Here is a 19,667-nt window from a genome sequence, read left to right on the forward strand (position 1 = left end):
CTTCATGGTGGCGCGCATGTCACCGCTGTTCGAGCTGTCCGACACGGCGCTCAACTTCATCATGGTGATCGGCGCCATCACCGCGTTGTTCATGGGCTTCCTGGGCATCATCCAGAACGACATCAAGCGCATCGTGGCTTACTCCACGCTCTCGCAACTGGGCTACATGACGGTGGCGCTCGGCGCGTCGGCCTACTCGGTGGCGGTGTTCCACCTCATGACCCACGCCTTCTTCAAGGCGCTGCTGTTCCTGGCCGCTGGCTCGGTGATCATGGGTCTGCACCACAACCAGGACATCCGCTGGATGGGCGCCGTGCGCAAGTACATGCCCATCACCTGGATCACCTCGTTGCTCGGCACGTTGGCCCTCATCGGCACGCCGCTGTTCTCGGGTTTCTATTCGAAAGATTCCATCATCGAGGCGGTGCACTTCAGCAACCTGCCGGCCTCGGGCTTTGCTTACTTCGCGGTGCTCGCCGGTGTGTTCGTGACCTCGTTCTATTCGTTCCGCCTGTACTTTCTGGTGTTCCACGGCAAAGAGCGTTACGACCAGAACCCGGATGCGCACCACGACGACCATGGGCACCACGATGACCACGGCCATGACCACAAGCCACACGAGTCTCCCTGGGTGGTGACGGTGCCGCTGGTGCTGCTGGCCATCCCCTCGGTGGTCATCGGCTTCATGACCATCCAGCCCATGCTGTTCGGTGACTTCCTCAAAGATGCGATCACCATCAACGCCGCGGCCCACCCGGCCATGGCGCGCTTCGCCGAGATCTTCCATGGCCCGCTGTCCATGGCCACACACGCCTTGTCCACCCCGCCGCTGTACCTGGCCCTGGCCGGCGCCGTGAGCGCCTGGTACATGTACCTCATCAACCCGGCCGTGCCCGCCGCCATCGGCCGCGCGCTGCGCCCGCTGGTCGTGGTGCTGGAGAACAAGTACTACATGGACTGGTTCAACGAGAACGTGCTGGCCAAAGGCGCGCGCGGTCTGGGCATCGGTCTGTGGAAGGGTGGCGATCGGGGCGTGATCGAAGGCGGTGTGGTCAATGCCAGCTGGAGGCTGGTGGGTCTGGTCTCCGGCGTGGTGCGCCGCGCGCAGACCGGCTACCTGTACCACTACGCGCTGATGATGATCGTGGGTGTGCTGCTGTTCATGACGTACTTCGTCTGGCTCGCCAAATAAAACAAGAGGAAGAAGAACATCATGGGTTTGCTGAGCCTTGCCATCTGGACGCCCATTGCTTTTGGCGTCGTGCTGCTGGCCCTGGGCCGTGACGACCAGGCACCCATGGTGCGCTGGATCGCGCTGGTGGGTGCGGTGGTGGGCCTGGCGGTCACGGTGCCGCTGTACACCGGTTTCAAGCTCGGCACCGCCGCGCTGCAGTTCGTTGAAAAAGCCCCCTGGATTCAGAACTTCAACATCCACTACCACCTGGGTGTGGACGGCATCTCGTTGTGGCTGATCCTGCTCACCGCGTTCATCAACGTGGTGGTCATCATCGCCAGTTGGGAGTCGATCACCACGCGCGTGAACCAGTACATGGGTGCGTTCCTGATCCTCTCGGGCCTGATGATTGGCGTGTTCAGCGCGCAGGACGCGATGCTGTTCTACGTGTTCTTCGAGGCCACGCTGATCCCGATGTACCTGATCATCGGCATCTGGGGCGGCCCGAACAAGATCTACGCGGCCTTCAAGTTTTTCCTGTACACGCTGCTCGGGTCGCTTTTGATGCTGGTGGCGCTGATCTACCTGTACACCGTCTCGGGCGGCAGTTTCGCGCTGGCCGACTGGTACCAGCTTCCGCTGAGCGGCACCGCGCAGACCCTGTTGTTCTTTGCCTTCTTCGCGGCCTTTGCAGTGAAGGTGCCGATGTGGCCGGTGCACACCTGGCTGCCCGATGTGCACGTCGAGGCCCCCACCGGCGGCTCGGCCGTGCTGGCGGCCATCATGCTCAAGCTCGGTGCCTACGGCTTCCTGCGCTTCTCGCTGCCCATCCTGCCCGACGCTTCGCACGAATGGGCCTGGCTCATGATCGGGCTCTCGCTGATCGCCGTGATTTACGTCGGCCTGGTGGCCATGGTCCAGCAGGACATGAAAAAACTCGTGGCCTATTCGTCGGTCGCCCACATGGGTTTTGTCACGCTGGGCTTCTTCGTCTTCAGCGACCTCGGCGTGTCGGGCGGCATCGTGCAGATGATTGCGCACGGCTTTGTGTCGGCCGCCATGTTCCTGGGCATCGGCGTGTTGTACGACCGCGTGCACTCGCGCGAAATCGCCGACTACGGCGGTGTGGTCAGCACCATGCCCAAGTTCGCTGCGTTTGCGCTGCTCTTCACCATGGCCAACTGCGGCCTGCCAGGCACCGCCGGATTTGTGGGTGAGTGGATGGTGATCCTGGCCGCGGTGAAGGCCAACTTCTGGATCGGCCTGCTCGCCGCGTCCGCATTGATCTTCGGTGCTGCCTACTCGCTGTGGATGTACAAGCGCGTTTACCTGGGCGCCGTGGGCAACGACAACGTGAAGGAACTGGTCGACCTCAACGCGCGCGAATTTCTCGTGATGGCGGTGCTGGCGGTGGCGGTGCTTTTCATGGGCGTGTACCCCAAGCCTTTCACCGACGTGATGGACGCCTCCGTGGCCGATCTGCTGCGCCACGTGGCCATTTCCAAGCTGCCCCAGTGAGCCGGGCCCGCCACACGACACAAGAGAACGAACAATGATTGACAAGCTCAGCTGGGTCGCGGCCTACCCTGAAATCCTCCTGCTGACGATGGCCTGCGTGATCGCGCTGGCCGATCTGACCGTGAAGTCGCCCCTGCGCGGCGCCACCTACGCGCTCACGCTGCTGTCGCTGGGCGCGGTGGCCGTCCTGCTGGCCATGGCGGCCGCGTCGGGCACCACCTCCCTAGGCTTCGGCGGCATGATCGTCAGCGACCCCATGGGCAACTGGCTCAAGTGTTTTGCCACCATCGCCATGATGGTCACGCTGGTCTACGGCCGCGGCTACGCCGGACAGCGCGACATGCTGCGCGGCGGCGAGATGTTCACACTGGCCATGTTCGCGCTGCTGGGCATGTTCGTCATGATCTCGGGCCACAACTTCCTGGTGATCTACCTCGGCCTGGAGTTGCTCACGCTCTCCAGCTACGCGCTGGTGGCACTGCGCCGCGACGACGTGCAGGCCACCGAGGCGGCCATGAAGTACTTTGTGCTCGGTGCGCTGGCCAGCGGTTTCCTGCTCTACGGCCTGTCCATGGTGTACGGCGCCACCGGCTCGCTCGACCTCGCCGAGGTGATGGCATCCATCGCCGGCGGCGAAGCCACCCTCAAGGGCTCGGCCCAGGTGCTCACACTCGGCCTGGTGTTTGTGGTGGCCGGCCTGGCGTTCAAACTCGGTGTGGTGCCCTTCCACATGTGGGTACCCGACGTGTACCACGGCGCGCCCACCGCCATCACGCTCATGATCGGCGGCGCGCCCAAGCTGGCGGCCTTTGCCATCGTGATCCGTTTGCTGGTCGAAGGCCTGCAGCCGCTCGCGTTTGACTGGCAGCAGATGCTCGCGGTGCTGGCGGTGATGTCGCTGCTGATCGGCAACTTTGCCGCCATTGCGCAGACCAACCTCAAGCGCATGCTGGCGTTTTCCACCATCGCGCAGATGGGCTTCATGCTGCTCGGCCTGCTGGCCGGCGTGGTGGAAGGTGACACCGGCAACATGGCCAACGCCTACGGCTCGTCCATGTTCTATGTGATCACCTATGTGCTGACCACGCTGGGCACCTTCGGCGTGATCCTGCTGCTCTCGCGCAGCGGTTTCGAGTCGGAAAACATCAGCGACCTGGCTGGTCTGAACCAGCGCAGCCCGCTGTACGCCGGCGTCATGGCGATCTGCATGTTCTCGCTGGCCGGTGTGCCGCCGCTGGTGGGCTTCTACGCCAAGCTCTCGGTGCTGCAGGCGCTGCTGGCGTCCGGCACCGCGTTTTACGTGGGTCTGGCGGTGTTCGCGGTGATCATGTCGCTGATCGGTGCCTTCTACTACCTGCGCCTGGTCAAGGTCATGTACTTCGACGCGTCCACGCAGACCGCCGAGATCGAAGCGGGTCTTGACGCTCGCTCGGTGCTGTCGGTCAACGGCGCGCTGGTGCTGTTGCTGGGCATCCTGCCCGGTGGTCTCATGGCCTTGTGCGCCCAGGCCGTGGCGGCGCTGCTCGCCTGAGGCAAGCGGCCCTGTTCCGGTGAACTTCGCCGGTGGGGCCGGCTCACATCCCCACCATGAACCACAGTTTTTCCGTCTGGCTGGTGTTGGTCGCCGCGCTGGTGGCCGCCAATCTGCCCTTCATCAACGAACGCTGGCTCGCCGTGATTCCGCGCAGCCTGCCCAAGACGCTCTGGATGCGGCTCGGCGAGATGCTGCTGCTGTACTTCATCGTCGGAGCTCTCGGCCTCGCGCTGGAGCAGAGCGCCGGGCAGATCGCACCACAAGGTTGGGAGTTCTACGCCACCACCGGCGCACTCTTCATCACGCTGGCGTTCCCCGGTTTCGTGTACCGCTACCTCTACCGCCACCGGTGACGAGATGGGTGATGCTCACCTGACCGAAATGCCGCTGTCGCGCACCGAGCTGTTGCGCGGCAACTTCCTGCACGTGGTGCGCGACACGGTGCGTTTGCCCGACGGCGCCGAGGCCACGCGCGAGTACGTCTTGCACCCGGGCGCGGTCATGGTGATCGGCCTGCTCGACGATGGCCGCGTGGTGCTGGAGCGCCAGTTTCGCCACCCCATGCAGGCGGTGATGATCGAATTCCCCGCCGGCAAGCTCGACGAAGGCGAAGACAGCCTCGTCTGCGCGCAGCGCGAACTGTTGGAGGAAACCGGCTACAGCGCGTGCGAATGGGCCTTTGCCGGCCGCCTGGCGCCCACCGTGGCGTATTCCGACGAAACCATCGACATCTGGTTTGCGCGCGGCCTCACGCTCGGTGAGCGCCAGCTCGACGACGGTGAATTCCTCGATGTGTTCACCGCCACCCCCGCCGAGCTGCGGGCGTGGTGTTTCAGCGGTGAGGTGATCGACAGCAAGACTCTCATCGGGTCGATGTGGCTGCAGAACGTGCAGAGCGGCGAATGGCCGCTGGCCTGGAAAGATGCCACGGCCCTGCCTTTGGCGGGACAATCCATCCCATGAAGGTCCTCAACCTGCAATGCGCCCACCAGCACGACTTTGAAGGCTGGTTCGGCTCCGAAGATGACTTCGTGAACCAGCTGGGCCGAGGTTTGGTCACGTGCCCGTTGTGCGGCGATGCGCACATCCACAAGAAGCTGTCGGCGCCGCGGCTGAACCTGCGTTCCGGGCGCGACGAGCCCGCGTCGCCCACGCCAACCAGCGCTGCCGTGGCGATGAGCAACCACGCCACGAGCCCCGAACTCGCCGCCCTGCAGGCCCGCATGCTCAGGGCGCTGCGCGACGTGGTGGCGAACACCGAAGACGTGGGCGAACGATTTGCCGACGAGGCGCGCGCCATGCACAGTGGCGAAACCGAGCACCGCAACATCCGGGGGCAGGCCAGCCCGCAGGAAGCGCTGGCGATGCTGGAAGAGGGCATCGAGGTGATCGCGCTGCCCATGCTGCCGGCCGTCAAGGAAACCCTGCAGTAGCGCGTTCGCATCCGTTCGCCCCACCCCGATCCGACCCCGCCCTGCGGGGTTTTTTCATGGCGAATTCACGGGCGCAGGCGCATCATGCGTTTGGCGCATGAAGGCATGGCATGGGTCCATGCAATCCTTTTCTGGGGCGGTTTTGAGCGCTGGGGCGCTCCTAGAATCCCGCACACCTTGCTCCCCTGCCCACCACCATCTGACCGGATGCCGACCATGAACCCGAGTTTCCAGGACCTGTATTTCGCCGCCGCCGACCCCGAAGAAATGCGCAGCCGCGACCCCGCCTTGCTCCAGACCATGGCCGCTGCGCACCAAGCCCTGCTGGGCGCCTCGGCGGCGGGCGAGGTGCGCGTGCAGGTGCTGGACCTGCCGCGGGACGTGGCCGGGGAGAGCGGCACCCACGTGCTGCAGATCGTGCATCCCGACATGCCTTTTCTGGTGGATTCGGTGAGCATGGCGGTCAACCGCAGCGGGCGCACCCTGCACTGGATCGTGCACCCGCTGCTGCGCGTCACGCGCGACGCGGCCGGCCATGTGGCGCAGATCGCCGACGCCGCACAAACCGGCGAGGGTGAGGGCCAGGTGGTCTCGTGCATCCTGGTCGAGTGCGACCGGCTCGCCTCCGACCCCGACGCGCTGGCGCTGCGCAAGTCCATTGAAGACACCTTGCAGGACGTGCGCCTGGCCGTGCAGGACTGGCGCGCCATGCTCTCGCGCGTGCAGGTGCTCAACGCCAGCTTCACCGCGCTGGACGCCGCTGTGGCCGACGAAGCCAAGGCCTTCCTGACCTGGCTTGAGCAGGGCCACTTCACCTTTCTGGCGGCCGAAGACTACGAACTCAGAGGCAAGGTGCTGGTGCCGGTGCCGGGCACCGCGCTGGGCTTGCTCAAGGCCCCTGGCACCCAGGTGCTGCCGGCCCAGCCCGCGCAACAGTTCGTGTCCGACCCCGGCCTGGTGCTGTCCACCAAGGCCATGAGCCGATCCACCGTGCATCGCCCGGCCTGGCTCGACGCCATCAGTGTCAAACGCCTGGACGCCAGCGGCAAGCTGGTCGGCGAAAGCCGTTTCCTCGGGCTGTACACCTCGGCGGCCTATGCCGCCTCGGTGGAGCAGATCCCGGTGGTGCGTCAGCATGTGGCGCGGGTGATGGCCAGCGCCGGCGTGGTGAAGGGCAGCCACGCCCACAAGGCACTGCAGGCGATCCTGGAGACCTACCCGCGCGACGAAATGCTGCAGATCGACGCCGCCACGCTGGAGCAGCACGCCATGGGCATCCTGCGCCTGCAGGAGCGCCAGCGCGTGCGCCTGTTCATGCGCCGTGGTGCCTTCGGCCGCCTGGCATCGCTGCTGGTGTACGTGCCGCGTGACGTGTACACCACCGAGCTGCGCGTGAAGCTCGGTGCGCTGTTCACCGAGGCCTTCGACGCCGCGTCGATCGAGTTCACGCCCATGCTCACCGACAGCGCGCTCGCGCGCATCCACTACATCGTGCGCGCCAAGGACAAGCTGCCCGCGCAGGTGGACCTGGCCGCGCTCGAAGCCCGGGTGGCCGAGGCCTGCAAGCGCTGGGTCGACGGTGTGAACGCCGTGCTGCTGGGCCAGACCGGCCGCAGCGCCAGTGGCCTGGAAGCCCTGGTGGCCGCCTTTCCCACGGCCTACCGCGAGCACTTCGACGCCGACACCGCCGCCAGCGACGCGGCCGTGCTCAGCGGCCTGAGCGAACAGCAGCCGCTCGCGCTCAAGCTCTACCAGCGCCAGGGGCAGGTTCGCTTCAAGACCTACGCCACGCAGAAGATCACACTGTCCGACGCCATGCCGGTGATGGAGTCGATGGGCGCGCGTGTGCTCGACGAGCACCCCTACCACCTGGCCGCACCCGGCTACTGGATCCACGACTGGGGCCTGCAGTTCGCCCAGCCGCTGGACGTGGATCGCCTCAAGTTCCGCTTTGAAGAACTGTTCCAGGCGGTCTGGCGCCAGGAGGTGGAGAGCGACGCGCTCAACCGCCTGGTGCTCTCCACCGAGCTCGATGCCCGCGCCATTTCGGTGTTGCGCGCCTACGTGCGTTACTTCAAGCAGCTCGGTTTCGCGTTCAGCCAGAGCTACATCGAAGACACGCTCAACAAGAACCCCGCCATTGCGCAGGGCCTGGCCGAGCTGTTCGCCATCCGCTTCGACCCGGCGAAGGCCGACCAGCGCGCCGAGCGCATCACCGCCAAGGTGCAGGCGCTGGAAGCCCAACTGGCCGATGTGGCCAGCCTGGAAGAAGACCGCGTGCTGCGCCAGTTCCTCAGCACCCTGCAGGCCACGCTGCGCACCAACGCCTACCAGCGCGGCAAAGACTGCATGAGCTTCAAGCTCAGCCCGCGCGACATCCCCAACGTGCCCGAACCCAAGCCCCTGTTCGAGATCTGGGTGTACTCACCGCGCGTTGAAGGTATTCATCTGCGCGGTGGCAAAGTCGCGCGCGGCGGTCTGCGATGGTCCGACCGGCGCGAGGATTTCCGCACCGAGATCCTGGGCCTGGTGAAGGCGCAGATGGTGAAGAACACGGTGATCGTGCCGGTGGGCTCCAAGGGTGGCTTTGTGCTCAAGAAGGCCCCGCTCGCGAGCGAGCGCGAGGCTTTCCTGGCCGAAGGTGTGGCCTGCTACAAGACTTTTCTCTCGGGCCTGCTCGATGTCACCGACAACCTGGTCCAGGGCGCGGTGGTCCCACCCGTTGACGTGGTGCGTCACGACGAGGACGACCCGTATCTGGTGGTGGCTGCCGACAAAGGCACGGCCACCTTCAGCGACATCGCCAACGGCGTGAGTGCGGCCTACGGCTTCTGGCTGGGTGATGCGTTTGCCTCCGGTGGTTCGGTGGGCTACGACCACAAGAAAATGGGCATCACCGCGCGCGGCGCCTGGGAATCGGTCAAGCGCCATTTCCGCGGCCTGGGCGTGGACACGCAAACCCAGCCCTTCACCGTGGCCGGCATCGGCGACATGTCGGGCGACGTGTTCGGCAACGGCATGTTGTTGTCCACGCAAATCAAGCTCGTGCTGGCCTTCGACCACCGCCACATCTTCATCGACCCGAGCCCGGATGTGGTGGCCAGCTACGCGGAACGCGAGCGCCTGTTCAAGCTGCCACGATCGAGCTGGGACGACTACGACAAGGGCCTGATCAGCGAAGGTGGCGGCGTGTTTCCGCGCAGCGCCAAGTCGATTCCCTTGAGCCCGCAGGCGCGTGCCATCATCGGCACCGAGGCCACGGCCATGGCGCCCAACGAGCTGCTCAACGCCATCCTCAAGGCACCGGTGGACCTGCTCTACAACGGTGGCATCGGCACCTATGTGAAGGCCAGTTACGAGAGCCACGCCCAGGTGGGCGACAAGGCGGGCGACGCCTTCCGCGTCAACGGCAACGAGCTGCGCTGCAAGGTGTTCGGCGAAGGTGGCAACCTCGGCTGCACGCAGAACGGCCGCATCGAGTTCGCCCAGGCCGGCGGCCTGATCTACACCGACGCCATCGACAACTCCGCCGGTGTGGACTGCTCCGACCACGAGGTCAACATCAAGATCCTGCTGGGCGCTGTGCAGGAAGCCGGCGGCCTCACGCTGGAGAGCCGCAACGACCTGCTGGCAAGCATGACCGACGAGGTGGGCCTGCTCGTGCTGCAGGACAACTACTACCAGACGCAGCAGATCGAACTGGCCGCGACCCGGCCCGTGTACCTGCTCGACGGGCAGCAGAACCTGATGCGCTGGCTGGAACAAATCGGCCTGCTCAAGCGCGCCATCGAATTCCTGCCCAACGACGAAGAATTGGCCAAACGCAAGCGCGAAGGCAAGGGACTCACCCGCCCTGAGAACGCCGTGCTCATGGCCTACGCCAAGATGAACCTGTTCGACGAACTGTGCGCCAGCAGCCTGCCCGACGACCCGTTCTACGCCCGTGTGCTCACGATGTATTTCCCCACGGTGCTGGGCGAGCGCCATGCGGACTTCATCGCGCGGCACCCGCTCAAGCGCGAGATCATCGCCACCTTCATGACCAACACCGTGGTCAACCGCGTCGGCGCCACCTTCGTCAACTACCTGGCCAACGAGGCGTCGTGCACCGCGGCCGAGGTGGTCAGTGCCTACACGCTGGCGCGCGAGGTGTTTGCGCTGGAAGCGATCTGGGACCAGATCGACGCGCTGGACAACAAGGTCACCACCGAGCTGCAGCTGAGCCTGCTCACGCAGCTGGCCACCATCGCGCAGCGCGCCAGCCGCTGGATGCTGCGCCACCGCGGCCAGGGCGACTTGCCCACCTTGATCGCCAAGTACCGCCCTGCGGCACGCACCCTGCGTGAGCACGTCGAGCAGTGGCTGCCCGCGACCGCGCTGGCCTCATGGAAGGCGGCCAGCGCCCGCCTGGTGCAGGCCGGTGTGGACGCCCAGCTCGCCGATGACTTGACCGTGCTGGACCACCTGTACCCGGTGCTCGATCTGGTGGATGTGGCGGCCAAGGCCGGCAGCACGCTGGAGCAGGCGGCGCGCACCTACTTCGCGATCGAGAACACGCTGGGCCTGGACCACTGGCGTGCTCGTATCGGCCAGCTGCCGACCGATTCGCTGTGGCAATCCCAGGCCCGCGCCAGCGCGCGCGACGACGTGTATTCCATCGCGGGTCAACTGGTGCTCTCGTTGCTGAGCAGCCAGCAAACACTGGCCGCCTGGCAGGAACAACATGCCAAGGCCATTGCGCGCATCAACGCGATGCACGAGAGCATTGCCAATCTTGCGCCGGATCTGGCGCCTGTTTCGGTTGCGCTGCGCGAACTGCGCCAGTTGGGGTAGTCAGACCTGGAACTGCAAGGCGGCCAGGCCGGCGTACACGCCGCCCTGCGCCACCAGTTCGGTGTGCGTGCCTTGCTCCACCAGCCGGCCGTGGTCCAGCACCACGATCAGGTCGGCCTGCTGCACCGTGGCCAGGCGGTGCGCGATCACGAGCGTGGTGCGGTCCTTCATGGCCGATTCCAGCGCGGCCTGCACCATGCGCTCGCTCTGCGCATCCAGCGCGCTGGTGGCCTCGTCCAGCAGCAGCAGCGGCGGGTTCTTGAGCATGGCGCGCGCAATGGCGATGCGCTGGCGCTGCCCGCCCGAGAGCCGCACACCGCGCTCGCCCAGAAAGGTGTTGTAGCCCTCGGGCAGCTGGTCGATGAACTCGTCGGCAAAGGCCGCGGCGGCGGCGGCGCGCACTTCGTCATCGCTCGCGCCGGGCTTGCCGTAGCGGATGTTTTCCATCGCGCTGCTGGAGAAGATCACCGGGTCTTGCGGCACGATGCCCACGCGGTTGCGCAGCTCGTGCAGGCTCATCTGGTGAATGGGCACACCGTCCAGCCGGATGGTGCCCAGGGCTGGGTCGTAGTAGCGCAGCAGCAGACCGAACACGGTCGTCTTGCCCGCGCCGCTGGGCCCCACCAGCGCCACCGTCTGCCCGGGTTGCACCGCGAGGCTGAAGCCCGTGAGCGCGGCCTGCGCCGGGCGCGATGGGTAGTGAAACGTGATGTCGTCGAACACCAGCGTGCTCCCGCCTTGCGGGGCTGCGGCCTTGAGTGGTAGCGCGGGCGTCTGCACCGGCGAGGCGCTGGCCAGCAGCTCCATCAATCGCTCGCTCGCGCCGGCAGCACGCAGCAGGTCGCCATACACCTCGCCGAGCACCGCCACCGCACCGGCCAGGATGATGATGTACAGCACCGTCTGCCCGAGGTGGCCGGGCGTGATGGTGCCGGCCAGCACCGCCTGTGTGCCCTGGTACAGGCCCCACAGCAGCAGGCCGGCGGTGGTGATGATGATGAAGGCCACCAGCACCGAGCGTGCTCGCGTGCGCTTGATCGCGGTGTCGAACGCGAACTGGGTGGACGCGTTGAAGCGCGCCGCCTCGCGGTCTTCGGCTGTGTAGCTCTGCACCACCGGAATCGCGTTGAGCACCTCGGCCGCGATGGCACTGGAGTCGGCCACCCGGTCCTGGCTGGCGCGCGAGAGCTTGCGCACGCGCCGGCCAAACCACATGCTCGGCAGCACCACCAGCACGATGATCAGCAGCACCTGCAGCATCACATAGGGGTTGGTCCACACCAGCATCACCAGCGCACCAATGCCCATGACGGCGTTGCGCAGGCCCATGGAAAGCGACGAGCCCACCACGGTCTGTACCAGCGTGGTGTCGGTGGTCAAGCGCGAGAGCACTTCGCCGGTTTGTGTGGTCTCGAAGAACTGCGGGCTCTGGCGCAACACATGGCTGTAGACCGCGTTGCGCAGATCGGCGGTGACGCGCTCACCGAGCCAGCTCACCAGATAAAAGCGCATGGCCGAGAAAAAACCGAGCGCCACCGCCACGCCGAACAGGGCTGCGAAGTGGCCACGCAAGGCGAGTGCCTGCTCGCCGCGACCGGCCGGGGCCAGGCCACTGTCGATGAGGAAACGCAGGGCCAGCGGAAATGCCAGCGTGGCCGCGGCGGCGAGCACCAGAAACAGGATCGCCAGACCGATCTGCAGGCGGTAGGGCCGCAGAAACGGCAGCAGGCCGCTGAGCGAGGTGGGGGTGGTGGCTTTGGGGCGGTCGGAGGGGGAGGGGGAACTCATGCAGGGGAGTGTGCCGGGTTTTGTGTGCCCCCGTTTCGTGGCTGCCGAGCACCGCGCGCAGCGGTATTTTGTAGGTCATTGGTATGAGTGTTTGATGCTAGGATCGCGCCACTTTTTCAACCATCAGGAGGGACAGGAATGACACAGCACAGCGAATTCGAGGCAACGGAGTTCTTGTCCGACGGCCGAGCGCCCACCGCCGATAGAGCCCAGACGCTCGACATCCGCTTCACCGGTTCGGGCAGCGAGTACTTCCGCATCTGGATCGTCAATTTGCTGCTGACCCTGATCACCTTCACGCTGTATTGGCCGTTCGCCCGCGCGCGCCGCCTGGCTTACTTTCAGAACAACACACTGGTGGGTCGCGACCCGCTGGGCTTTCACGGTGACCCGTGGAAGATGTTCCGTGGTTACCTGCTCATGGTGATGTTCGGTGTGTCGTACTGGGCGGTGTCGAACCTTGCACCGGCTTTGGCGTGGGTGCCTTTGCTCCTGCTCGCGGTGCTGTGGCCCGCGCTGTGGCGCGCGTCGCTGCAGTTCCGCTTGCGCAACACCAGTTGGCGCGGCGTGCGCATGTCTTTCGAGGGCGACCTCAAGGGCGCCTACCTGTGCATGCTGCCGTTCTTCATTCCGGTGGTGCTGATCGGCATGGTCTTTGGTGTGGTCGCCTCGGCCATGCAGGGCGCGGAGGCGGGCGCGGCCGGTGCGGTGTTTGCCGCCGTCACCGGCGTGGTCGTGCTGGCCATGACCGCCCTGTCGCCCTGGCTGCTGGCGCGCATCAAACGTTACCAGCACGGCGGCTACGCGTTTGCGCAGGAACGCACGCGGCTGGATGCCGGCCTGGGTGCCTTCTACGGGTTTTCGTTTCGCGCCATGGGTGTGTCTTTTCTGTGCACCGCCTTGCTCGCCGGCCTGGGTGCCATCGTCGCGGCGGCGGCGGGCGGGTTCTCGGGTGCCGCCGTGATCATGTTGCCTTTTCTGCTGGCTCTGGCCTACTTGGTGTTCCCGCTGTTGCTCGTGCCTTACACCACGTCGCGTCTGCAAAACCTGCTGTGGGCCAACACGCGCAGCCGCCGCATCCGCTTCGACAGCCAACTGCAGTTTGCTCCCCTGGTGGCATTGACCGCCAAGAACTGGCTGTTCATCGCACTCACGCTGGGTCTGTACTGGCCGTTTGCCAAGGTGCACACCGCGCGCATGCGGCTGGAGGCCATGGGCGTCTCGGTGCAGGGCGACGTGAACGCCTGGCTTGCCAAGGCCCAGGGTGGCGACAAAGGCATCCTGGGGGACGCCGCGGGCGACTTCTTCGGTATCGACATGGGCCTGTGATGAACACCGCGCCGCGCCTGTCCAGCACCTGGTTCGACGGCCAGAGCCCGCGCGCGCAGGCCTGCGAGCTTTGCATCGAAGGAAGCGTTCTCGTGCTCACGGTGAACGGCAGCGAGCGCCGTTACCCGGTGCGCCAGGTGCGATGGGCCGAGCGCCGCTCGCACGGCCAGCGCCAGAGCGAGCTGCCTGACGGCAGCCTCATCCAGCACGCCGATGCGGGCGAGTGGGACGCCTGGCGGCAGGCCAGCGGCCAGCGCGAGGGCGCCGTGGTGGGCTGGATGCAGAGCTGGCGCGCCACGCTGGTGGCCATGGGGGCCAGCGTGGTGTTTCTTGGTGCGGCGTGGACCTGGGGTGTGCCGTGGCTGAGCCAGACGCTGGCGCAGCAGGTGCCGCGCTCGCTGGAGGCGCGCTTGGGTGAACAAGGCCTGCAACAGCTGGACCGCCTGTTCCTGCAGCCCAGTGCACTGCCCGCGCAGCAACAGCAAGCCTTGCGCGAGCGGTTCACATCCGCCGTGGAGCGCGCCCACCCGCAGGGCGACGCACCACCCTGGCAGCTCTCGTTTCACCAGTCCAAGGCCCTGGGCGCCAACGCATTTGCCTTGCCCGGCGGCTACATCGTGATCACCGACGACCTGGTGAAACTCCTGGCCGACCAGCCCGATGCCGTGGTGGGTGTGCTGGCACACGAGCTTGGTCATGTGCACCACCGCCACGGGCTGGACCTGATGGTGCGCGCCAGCCTGATCAGTGCGCTGGTGGGTGTGGTGCTGGGCGACACCAGCGGCTTCCTGGCCACCGTGCCCGCCACCCTGGCCACACAGGCCTATTCGCGCGATGCCGAGCGCGCAGCCGACACCTTCGCCGCGCGGCTGCTCCACGAAAGCGGTACCTCACCGTCGGTGATGGTCGCGTTTTTCGAGCGCATCCAGCAACAGGAGCAGCAGGGGGGTGAGGACGAAGAAGAAGGTGAGGGCACCGCCTTGCCCATCGCCATCTCCAGCCACCCCGACCACGTCGAGCGCATCCGCTTTTTCAAAGAATGGCGACCTGACTGAGTTGCACAGACGCAGCCACTACAACACCAGCCGCTGCGCGTACCCCGTCATCTCCAGATAGCCCCTTCCCACGCGCTGGCCGTTGCTCTCATACAGGTCCGAGAGGCCTTCCCAGTACACCGTGCCGGTGCCCTGGCGGCCGTCGAGCTCTTGCGGGTCGATCACGGCTTTGACGGTGTAGAAATCCGCGGGCGTGCGGATCAGCCATTCCACCGGGTACTTGGCGCGGGTGAGCGGGCTGGTCCAGTGGCGTTGCGGTTTGAAGTCGACCTCGCCCGGGCGGAAGCGATAGATGTCGGTGGGGCTCTGCGCGCTGCCCGCGGCGCGAAACGAGCCCCCCGCCCAGACCTTGCTGCCGTCCGCGCGGCGCAGCTGAAACGCGGTCAGGCTGTGGCCGTCGAACAGGTTCATGCCGATCCAGTCCCAGCCCACGGCCTCGGGGTGCAGCAGCGCTTCGCTCCATTCGTGGTCGAGCCAGGCGGTGCCTGTCACGGCAAACCGCTGTTGACCGAAGCCGAGCATGCCCTGCACCGCGAGTTGGGGATGCGACACGTAGAAGCTCGCCTGGGATGCATCGGGCCCCTTGCGCGAAAAGCCTTCGTCACCCTGCAGCAGCCAGGCCTGTTGCGGCTGCGCGGTGAGGTCGATGTTCAGCGTGTCGCCACTGATGCGTGTGGCGTAGCGACCGTCGGGTGAGCGTTCGATGTGCCAGTCTCGCAGCACCACGCGCGTGTCGGCTTCGCTGGCGAAGACGCCGCGCTCGGCCTGCGTGGGTGGCGCGCCGTTCCAGCGGGCCATGCGCTGGTCGTGCAGGAGCTTGCCGCTTTGCACATCGGTGATGGCGGCGTGCGCGAACAGCAGGTGTTTGGCGGCCAGCCGGCTTTGCAGGGTGTGGGTGCCGTCCACGCGGCTGCGGAAGAAGGTGACCTGGAAACCGAACTCCCGGCCCTTGTCGTCTTGCGCGTGGCCGGTGAGGTACCACCACTCGGTGCGGGTGTCGTTGTGGGTGCCGTGGTCGCGGGGGAAAACGAGTGGCCGTGGCTTGAGGGCGTTGCCTGGGCGGTGCGGGGTTTGCGCGTGGAGGTCAGGAAAGGCGAGGGCGCCTGCCGATGCGATCAAGAGGCGGCGGCGGCTGGTGAGGGCTTCGACAGGCTCAGCCCGAACGGGGGTGGGCTCAGCCCGAACGGAGGCTGGCTCGGGTGCGAGCTGGAAGTCAGCTTTCGTTTTGTTCGTGTTCACCAGTCCTCCTTCACCGCCCGCACCGCATCGCGGCTCGCGGCCGCCTGGCCGGCCAGCCACGCGGTGAGCGTGCCGGCCACCACCACGGCCGCGCACAGCGCGAGCAGACGCGCCCAGGGCAGCACCAGGTCCATCGTCCAGTGAAAGCTCTGCGGGTTGACCACGTGCACCAGCACCAGGCTCACCGCCAGGCCCAGCGCGAGGCCGGCGAGCGCGCCGAGCAGTGTCCAGGCCAGGCCTTCGAGGGCGACCACGCCCAGGATCTGCTGCCGCGTGAGGCCCAGGTGCGCCAGCAGGCCGAACTCGCGTTTGCGCGCCAGCACCTGCGCGCTGAAGCTCGCCGCCACACCAAACAGGCCGATGCCGATGGCCACCGCCTGCAGCCACACGGTGACGGCGAAGCTGCGGTCAAAGATGCGCAGCGAGACCGCGCGGATCTGGCCCGACGAGGCGAACTCGATCAAGCCCTCGGCGCCTTGTTGTGCGGCCAGTGCGCGGATGCGCTCGCGCACCGCGTTTTCATCCGTGCCCGCTTTCAGGTGCAGCGCGATGTCGTTCACACGCGCGTCGCCCGTGAGGCGCACGAAGTCGGTGCGGTCCATGGCCACGCTGCCGTGCTGGCGTGCGTAGTCGCGCCACACGCCCGCCACAAAAAATCGAACGCCGCGCACGTTCGGTTCAGCAAAGGCCTGCGCGAGCTCCGGCAACCAGCCACCGGGCTCTGCGCCGTACAGGTCGACCATGGCCTCGCTCACGTACACGGCGATCACGCTTTCGCCCTCGGCCGCAGCCGGGGTGGGCAGCGGGTTGCCCACCAGTGGCAGGCTCAGCGCCGAGCCCGACACCATGTTCAAGGGCCGGGAGAGCAGCACCACGGCCGGGCGCACCGGGTCCATCTGCACCGGCGTGGCGCGCAGCGTGTCCACGCGCTCCACGCCTTGCACACGCGCCACCGCCGCCACGAAGTCAGCGGGCAGGTGGGTGGTGTCCAGGCCGCCACCGCCACTGCTGCGCACATACAGCTGCGCGGGCAGTACCGCGTCGAGCCACTGCGTGACCGAGTCGCGAAAGCTCGCCACCATCACCGTGAGCGCCACCGACAACGCTAGGCTGGCGACCACGCCGCTGGTGGCCACGGCAGCGGTCTCGCGCAGGCGGCGCGCGCGCTCCACCGCCAGCACCGGGAGCGCACGGCGTGTGATGTGGGGCGCGATGCGGTCCAGCAGCCAACCCACCGCCAGCGGGAGTGCTGCGATGCCACCCACCAGCAGCAGGCCCACCGAGAGGTAAGCCGCGAGTGGAATGCCGGCCACGGGCGGTGCCCAGGCCAGGGCCGCGGCGAGTGCCACCAGCGCCAGGGCCAGCGTGTGGCGACGCTTGCCGGCTGGCGCGGGCGCGCCCAGGCCCTTCAAGGCCAGCGCTGGCGCCATGCGTGCCGTGGCGCGGGCCGGCCACCACCCGCCCACCACCGAGGCCGCCACGCCGAGCAGTCCGTACACGAGCGCAGCCCAGGCGCTCCATTGCAGCGGCGGTGCCACGCCCGAGAAATAGCCGCCACCGAGATCACCGCCCAGCAGCTTGAGCGCGAGTGCCGCCAGCGCCGTGCCCAGCGCGATGCCCAGCAGGCTGCCGAGCAAACCCAGCAGGGCCGACTCAGCCAGCACCAGGCGCAGGCGCTCGCTGCCCGAGAGGCCCAGCACACCGAGCAGCGCGAACTGCGGCTGGCGCCGCGCCACCGAGAGCGACAGCACCGAGAACACGAGAAAGGCACCGGTGAACAGCGCCACCAGCGCGAGCACGGTGAGGTTGACCCGGTAAGCACGAGAAAGGTTGCTCACGCGTTCGCCCGACTGCTCGGGCCGCTGCGCGATCACCTGCGCAGGCAGGGCGAGCGAGGCCAGCACCGCGTCCGCCTGCGCGCCGGGCACCAGGCGCAGGTCGATGCGGCTGAGCTGGCCCACGCGGTCCATCAGGTCTTGCGCGGCGGCCACGTCCATCACCAGCAGCGGCGCACCCGGAGCGCTGACCCGGCCGGCCACGCGCACCGTGCGCAGGCTCAGGCCGCTTTGCAGTTGCAGCGTGGAACCGGTACCCAGTGCTTGCGATGCAGCGGCGTTGAGAAACACCGCATCGGGCGCGAACAGGTCAAAGCGTCGAGCGGCGGTGTTGTTGGCTGCGGTCTCGGGCACCGGCATCAGCGCGGGCGACAGTCCCGCGACCACCAGCGCATCCACCCCCAGCAGCTTCACCGCCACGCGTTCACCGCCGGGCAGCACCGCCTGCGTGGGCAGCTCCAGCACCGGGCTGGCCAGCGCCACGCCGGGGTGGGCGGCCACGCGGTCCAGCAGGGTGTCGGGCAGCAGGCCTTGGCGGGCGCGCAACGCCACGTCGGGCTGGCCATTGACCGAGCTCACCGCGCTGGAGAACTCGGCCAGCGCCGAGGCGTTGATGAGGTGCACCGCAAACGCCAGCGCCACGCCCAGCATCACTGCCACCACGGCCGAGGCGTTGCGCCACGGGTGGTGGCGCAACTCTTGCAAGGAGAAGGTGGAGAGCAGCGCGCGCATGGCGTTTGAGCTTACGCCCAAGCCTTTGTCCGGCTGGAACAACGGGACAAGGTGCCTTGGCGAACAGACAATGCTGTGGCGCGCGCGTACCATTTCATCGAGATCATCCAGATCACCGTCTTCCGTGCCCACCAAGCCGGTTCTTTCCTCCCTTCACGGTGACCCCATGGTTCGCATCCACCTCGCCATCGACCTGCAATACCAGGTCAACCAGCCCAGCGCCGATTTCATCTTCAATGTGCAGGCCGCGCATTCACCGCAGCAGGCCGTGGTGTGGGAAGAGCTGCAGGTCAGCCAGCCCGTGCCTTTGGTCTCGTACACCGACGCCGCCACGCGCAGCCGCATCCTGCGCCTGACCGCCACGCCCGGCCCGCTGCAGCTGCGCTACCGCGCCACGCTGGACATCGTTCACCACGTGGACCAGCCCGATGCGGTGTTCGAAACCCCCATCAACCAGCTGCCCACCGAGGTGCTGGCCTACATCTACCCCAGCCGCTACTGCCAGTCCGACTGTGTGACCGCCATGGCCAACCAGTTGTTTGGCCAGATGCCACCGGGCTACCGCCGCGTGGAGGCGATCCAGAAGTGGGTGCAGAGCCAGGTGACCTTCGAGTCGAACACCAGCAACTCCATGACCTCGGCCATGGACACCCTGAACTCCCACAAAGGTGTGTGCCGCGACTTCGCGCACCTCATGATCACCTTCTGCCGTGCGCTCAACATCCCCGCACGCTTCACCACCGCGATCGACTTCGGTGCCGACCCGGCCTTGGGCCCAACCGATTTCCACGCCTATGTGGAGGTCTATCTCGGCCATCGCTGGTACCTGTTCGATCCCTCGGGCACCGCCATCCCCATGGGTTTCGTGCGCATCGGCACCGGGCGCGACGCGGCCGACGCGTCGTTCGCCACCATCTTCGGCCCGGTGTCGGCCCAGGCACCCCGCATCGACATCTCGGCGCAGACCAACCCCGCACACGGCTGGCTCATGCCGGTGCGCCGCCCCGAGGCCTTGTCCACCGACGCTTCCTTCATCTGGAACGCCGGCAACGCCACCTGACCCGGACGGAGCCTTGTGGCCTAATAGCGGGTTCCGTCACTCTCGCAACTTTCTCAGGATCCAGTCATGGGCAACAAAATCGTCACCGAAGCCGACCGCAAAGCCACCCCACGCCCCACGCCCGTCGCTGGCGTGTC

At 66.8% G+C, this 19,667-nt stretch carries 13 protein-coding genes; 10 read left to right on the forward strand and 3 right to left on the reverse strand.

Going from position 1 to position 19,667, the window contains the following annotated elements; translation table 11 throughout:
• The 7 genes from ACN4F8_RS06615 to ACN4F8_RS06645 form a co-directional block, all read left to right on the forward strand.
• A partial coding sequence (locus tag ACN4F8_RS06615; protein WP_419472814.1) for an NADH-quinone oxidoreductase subunit L occupies positions 1-1,192 on the forward strand: 1,192 nt, incomplete at its 5' end.
• A gap of 21 nt (positions 1,193-1,213) precedes the next feature.
• A complete protein-coding gene (locus ACN4F8_RS06620) occupies positions 1,214-2,692 on the forward strand; it encodes an NADH-quinone oxidoreductase subunit M (protein ID WP_419472815.1) in 1,479 nt (492 codons plus the stop codon).
• A 34-nt stretch (positions 2,693-2,726) separates the two neighbouring features.
• Positions 2,727-4,223, forward strand: a complete 1,497-nt coding sequence (nuoN, locus tag ACN4F8_RS06625; protein WP_419472816.1) for an NADH-quinone oxidoreductase subunit NuoN — start codon at positions 2,727-2,729, stop codon at positions 4,221-4,223.
• 56 nt (positions 4,224-4,279) lie between these two features.
• Positions 4,280-4,579 carry a DUF2818 family protein gene (locus ACN4F8_RS06630; RefSeq protein WP_419472817.1) on the forward strand — a complete coding sequence of 100 codons (300 nt, stop codon included), beginning with the start codon at positions 4,280-4,282 and terminating at the stop codon, positions 4,577-4,579.
• A gap of 4 nt (positions 4,580-4,583) precedes the next feature.
• Positions 4,584-5,189 carry an NUDIX domain-containing protein gene (locus ACN4F8_RS06635; RefSeq protein WP_419472818.1) on the forward strand — a complete coding sequence of 202 codons (606 nt, stop codon included), beginning with the start codon at positions 4,584-4,586 and terminating at the stop codon, positions 5,187-5,189.
• Positions 5,186-5,659 carry a DUF1178 family protein gene (locus ACN4F8_RS06640; protein WP_419472819.1) on the forward strand — a complete coding sequence of 158 codons (474 nt, stop codon included), beginning with the start codon at positions 5,186-5,188 and terminating at the stop codon, positions 5,657-5,659. The genes ACN4F8_RS06635 and ACN4F8_RS06640 overlap by 4 nt, the downstream gene beginning before the upstream one ends.
• Positions 5,660-5,875: 216 nt before the next feature.
• Positions 5,876-10,492 carry an NAD-glutamate dehydrogenase gene (locus ACN4F8_RS06645; RefSeq protein ID WP_419472820.1) on the forward strand — a complete coding sequence of 1,539 codons (4,617 nt, stop codon included), beginning with the start codon at positions 5,876-5,878 and terminating at the stop codon, positions 10,490-10,492.
• Here ACN4F8_RS06645 and ACN4F8_RS06650 read toward each other — a convergent pair whose 3' ends face one another.
• Entirely contained in the window at positions 10,493-12,280 is a 1,788-nt protein-coding gene (locus ACN4F8_RS06650; RefSeq protein WP_419472821.1) for an ABC transporter transmembrane domain-containing protein, read from the reverse strand.
• Between the two features lie 138 nt (positions 12,281-12,418).
• On the opposite strand from ACN4F8_RS06650, the gene ACN4F8_RS06655 reads away from it, so the two are divergent.
• Positions 12,419-13,609 (forward strand): YjgN family protein, encoded by a 1,191-nt coding sequence (locus tag ACN4F8_RS06655; RefSeq protein WP_419472822.1) that lies wholly within the window; start codon positions 12,419-12,421, stop codon positions 13,607-13,609.
• Positions 13,609-14,664, forward strand: coding sequence for a M48 family metallopeptidase (locus tag ACN4F8_RS06660; RefSeq protein ID WP_419472823.1), 1,056 nt, complete (start codon positions 13,609-13,611; stop codon positions 14,662-14,664). The genes ACN4F8_RS06655 and ACN4F8_RS06660 overlap by 1 nt, the downstream gene beginning before the upstream one ends.
• Positions 14,665-14,682: 18 nt before the next feature.
• Here ACN4F8_RS06660 and ACN4F8_RS06665 read toward each other — a convergent pair whose 3' ends face one another.
• Together ACN4F8_RS06665 and ACN4F8_RS06670 are read right to left on the reverse strand one after the other, a co-directional pair.
• Positions 14,683-15,783, reverse strand: a complete 1,101-nt coding sequence (locus ACN4F8_RS06665; RefSeq protein ID WP_419472826.1) for a lipocalin-like domain-containing protein — start codon at positions 15,781-15,783, stop codon at positions 14,683-14,685.
• Positions 15,784-15,899: 116 nt separating this feature from the next.
• Positions 15,900-18,470, reverse strand: a complete 2,571-nt coding sequence (locus tag ACN4F8_RS06670) for an ABC transporter permease (RefSeq protein WP_419472824.1) — start codon at positions 18,468-18,470, stop codon at positions 15,900-15,902.
• A gap of 166 nt (positions 18,471-18,636) precedes the next feature.
• Between ACN4F8_RS06670 and ACN4F8_RS06675 the strand changes: the two genes are divergently transcribed.
• Entirely contained in the window at positions 18,637-19,530 is an 894-nt protein-coding gene (locus tag ACN4F8_RS06675) for a transglutaminase-like domain-containing protein (RefSeq protein ID WP_419472825.1), read from the forward strand.
• The last annotated feature ends 137 nt before the right edge of the window (positions 19,531-19,667 follow it).

This window comes from Hydrogenophaga sp. (genome assembly GCF_048549895.1).
Classification (GTDB): domain Bacteria; phylum Pseudomonadota; class Gammaproteobacteria; order Burkholderiales; family Burkholderiaceae_C; genus Hydrogenophaga.

What these genes read in the sequence shown, in the direction of transcription:
- ACN4F8_RS06620 (WP_419472815.1), top strand. Translation starts at nt 1,214, where the DNA reads ATGGGTTTGCTGAGCCTTGCCATCTGGACGCCCATTGCTTTTGGCGTC.
- nuoN (WP_419472816.1), top strand. Translation starts at nt 2,727, where the DNA reads ATGATTGACAAGCTCAGCTGGGTCGCGGCCTACCCTGAAATCCTCCTG.
- ACN4F8_RS06630 (WP_419472817.1), top strand. Translation starts at nt 4,280, where the DNA reads ATGAACCACAGTTTTTCCGTCTGGCTGGTGTTGGTCGCCGCGCTGGTG.
- ACN4F8_RS06635 (WP_419472818.1), top strand. Translation starts at nt 4,584, where the DNA reads ATGGGTGATGCTCACCTGACCGAAATGCCGCTGTCGCGCACCGAGCTG.
- ACN4F8_RS06640 (WP_419472819.1), top strand. Translation starts at nt 5,186, where the DNA reads ATGAAGGTCCTCAACCTGCAATGCGCCCACCAGCACGACTTTGAAGGC.
- ACN4F8_RS06645 (WP_419472820.1), top strand. Translation starts at nt 5,876, where the DNA reads ATGAACCCGAGTTTCCAGGACCTGTATTTCGCCGCCGCCGACCCCGAA.
- ACN4F8_RS06650 (WP_419472821.1), bottom strand. Translation starts at nt 12,280, where the DNA reads ATGAGTTCCCCCTCCCCCTCCGACCGCCCCAAAGCCACCACCCCCACC.
- ACN4F8_RS06655 (WP_419472822.1), top strand. Translation starts at nt 12,419, where the DNA reads ATGACACAGCACAGCGAATTCGAGGCAACGGAGTTCTTGTCCGACGGC.
- ACN4F8_RS06660 (WP_419472823.1), top strand. Translation starts at nt 13,609, where the DNA reads ATGAACACCGCGCCGCGCCTGTCCAGCACCTGGTTCGACGGCCAGAGC.
- ACN4F8_RS06670 (WP_419472824.1), bottom strand. Translation starts at nt 18,470, where the DNA reads ATGCGCGCGCTGCTCTCCACCTTCTCCTTGCAAGAGTTGCGCCACCAC.
- ACN4F8_RS06675 (WP_419472825.1), top strand. Translation starts at nt 18,637, where the DNA reads ATGGTTCGCATCCACCTCGCCATCGACCTGCAATACCAGGTCAACCAG.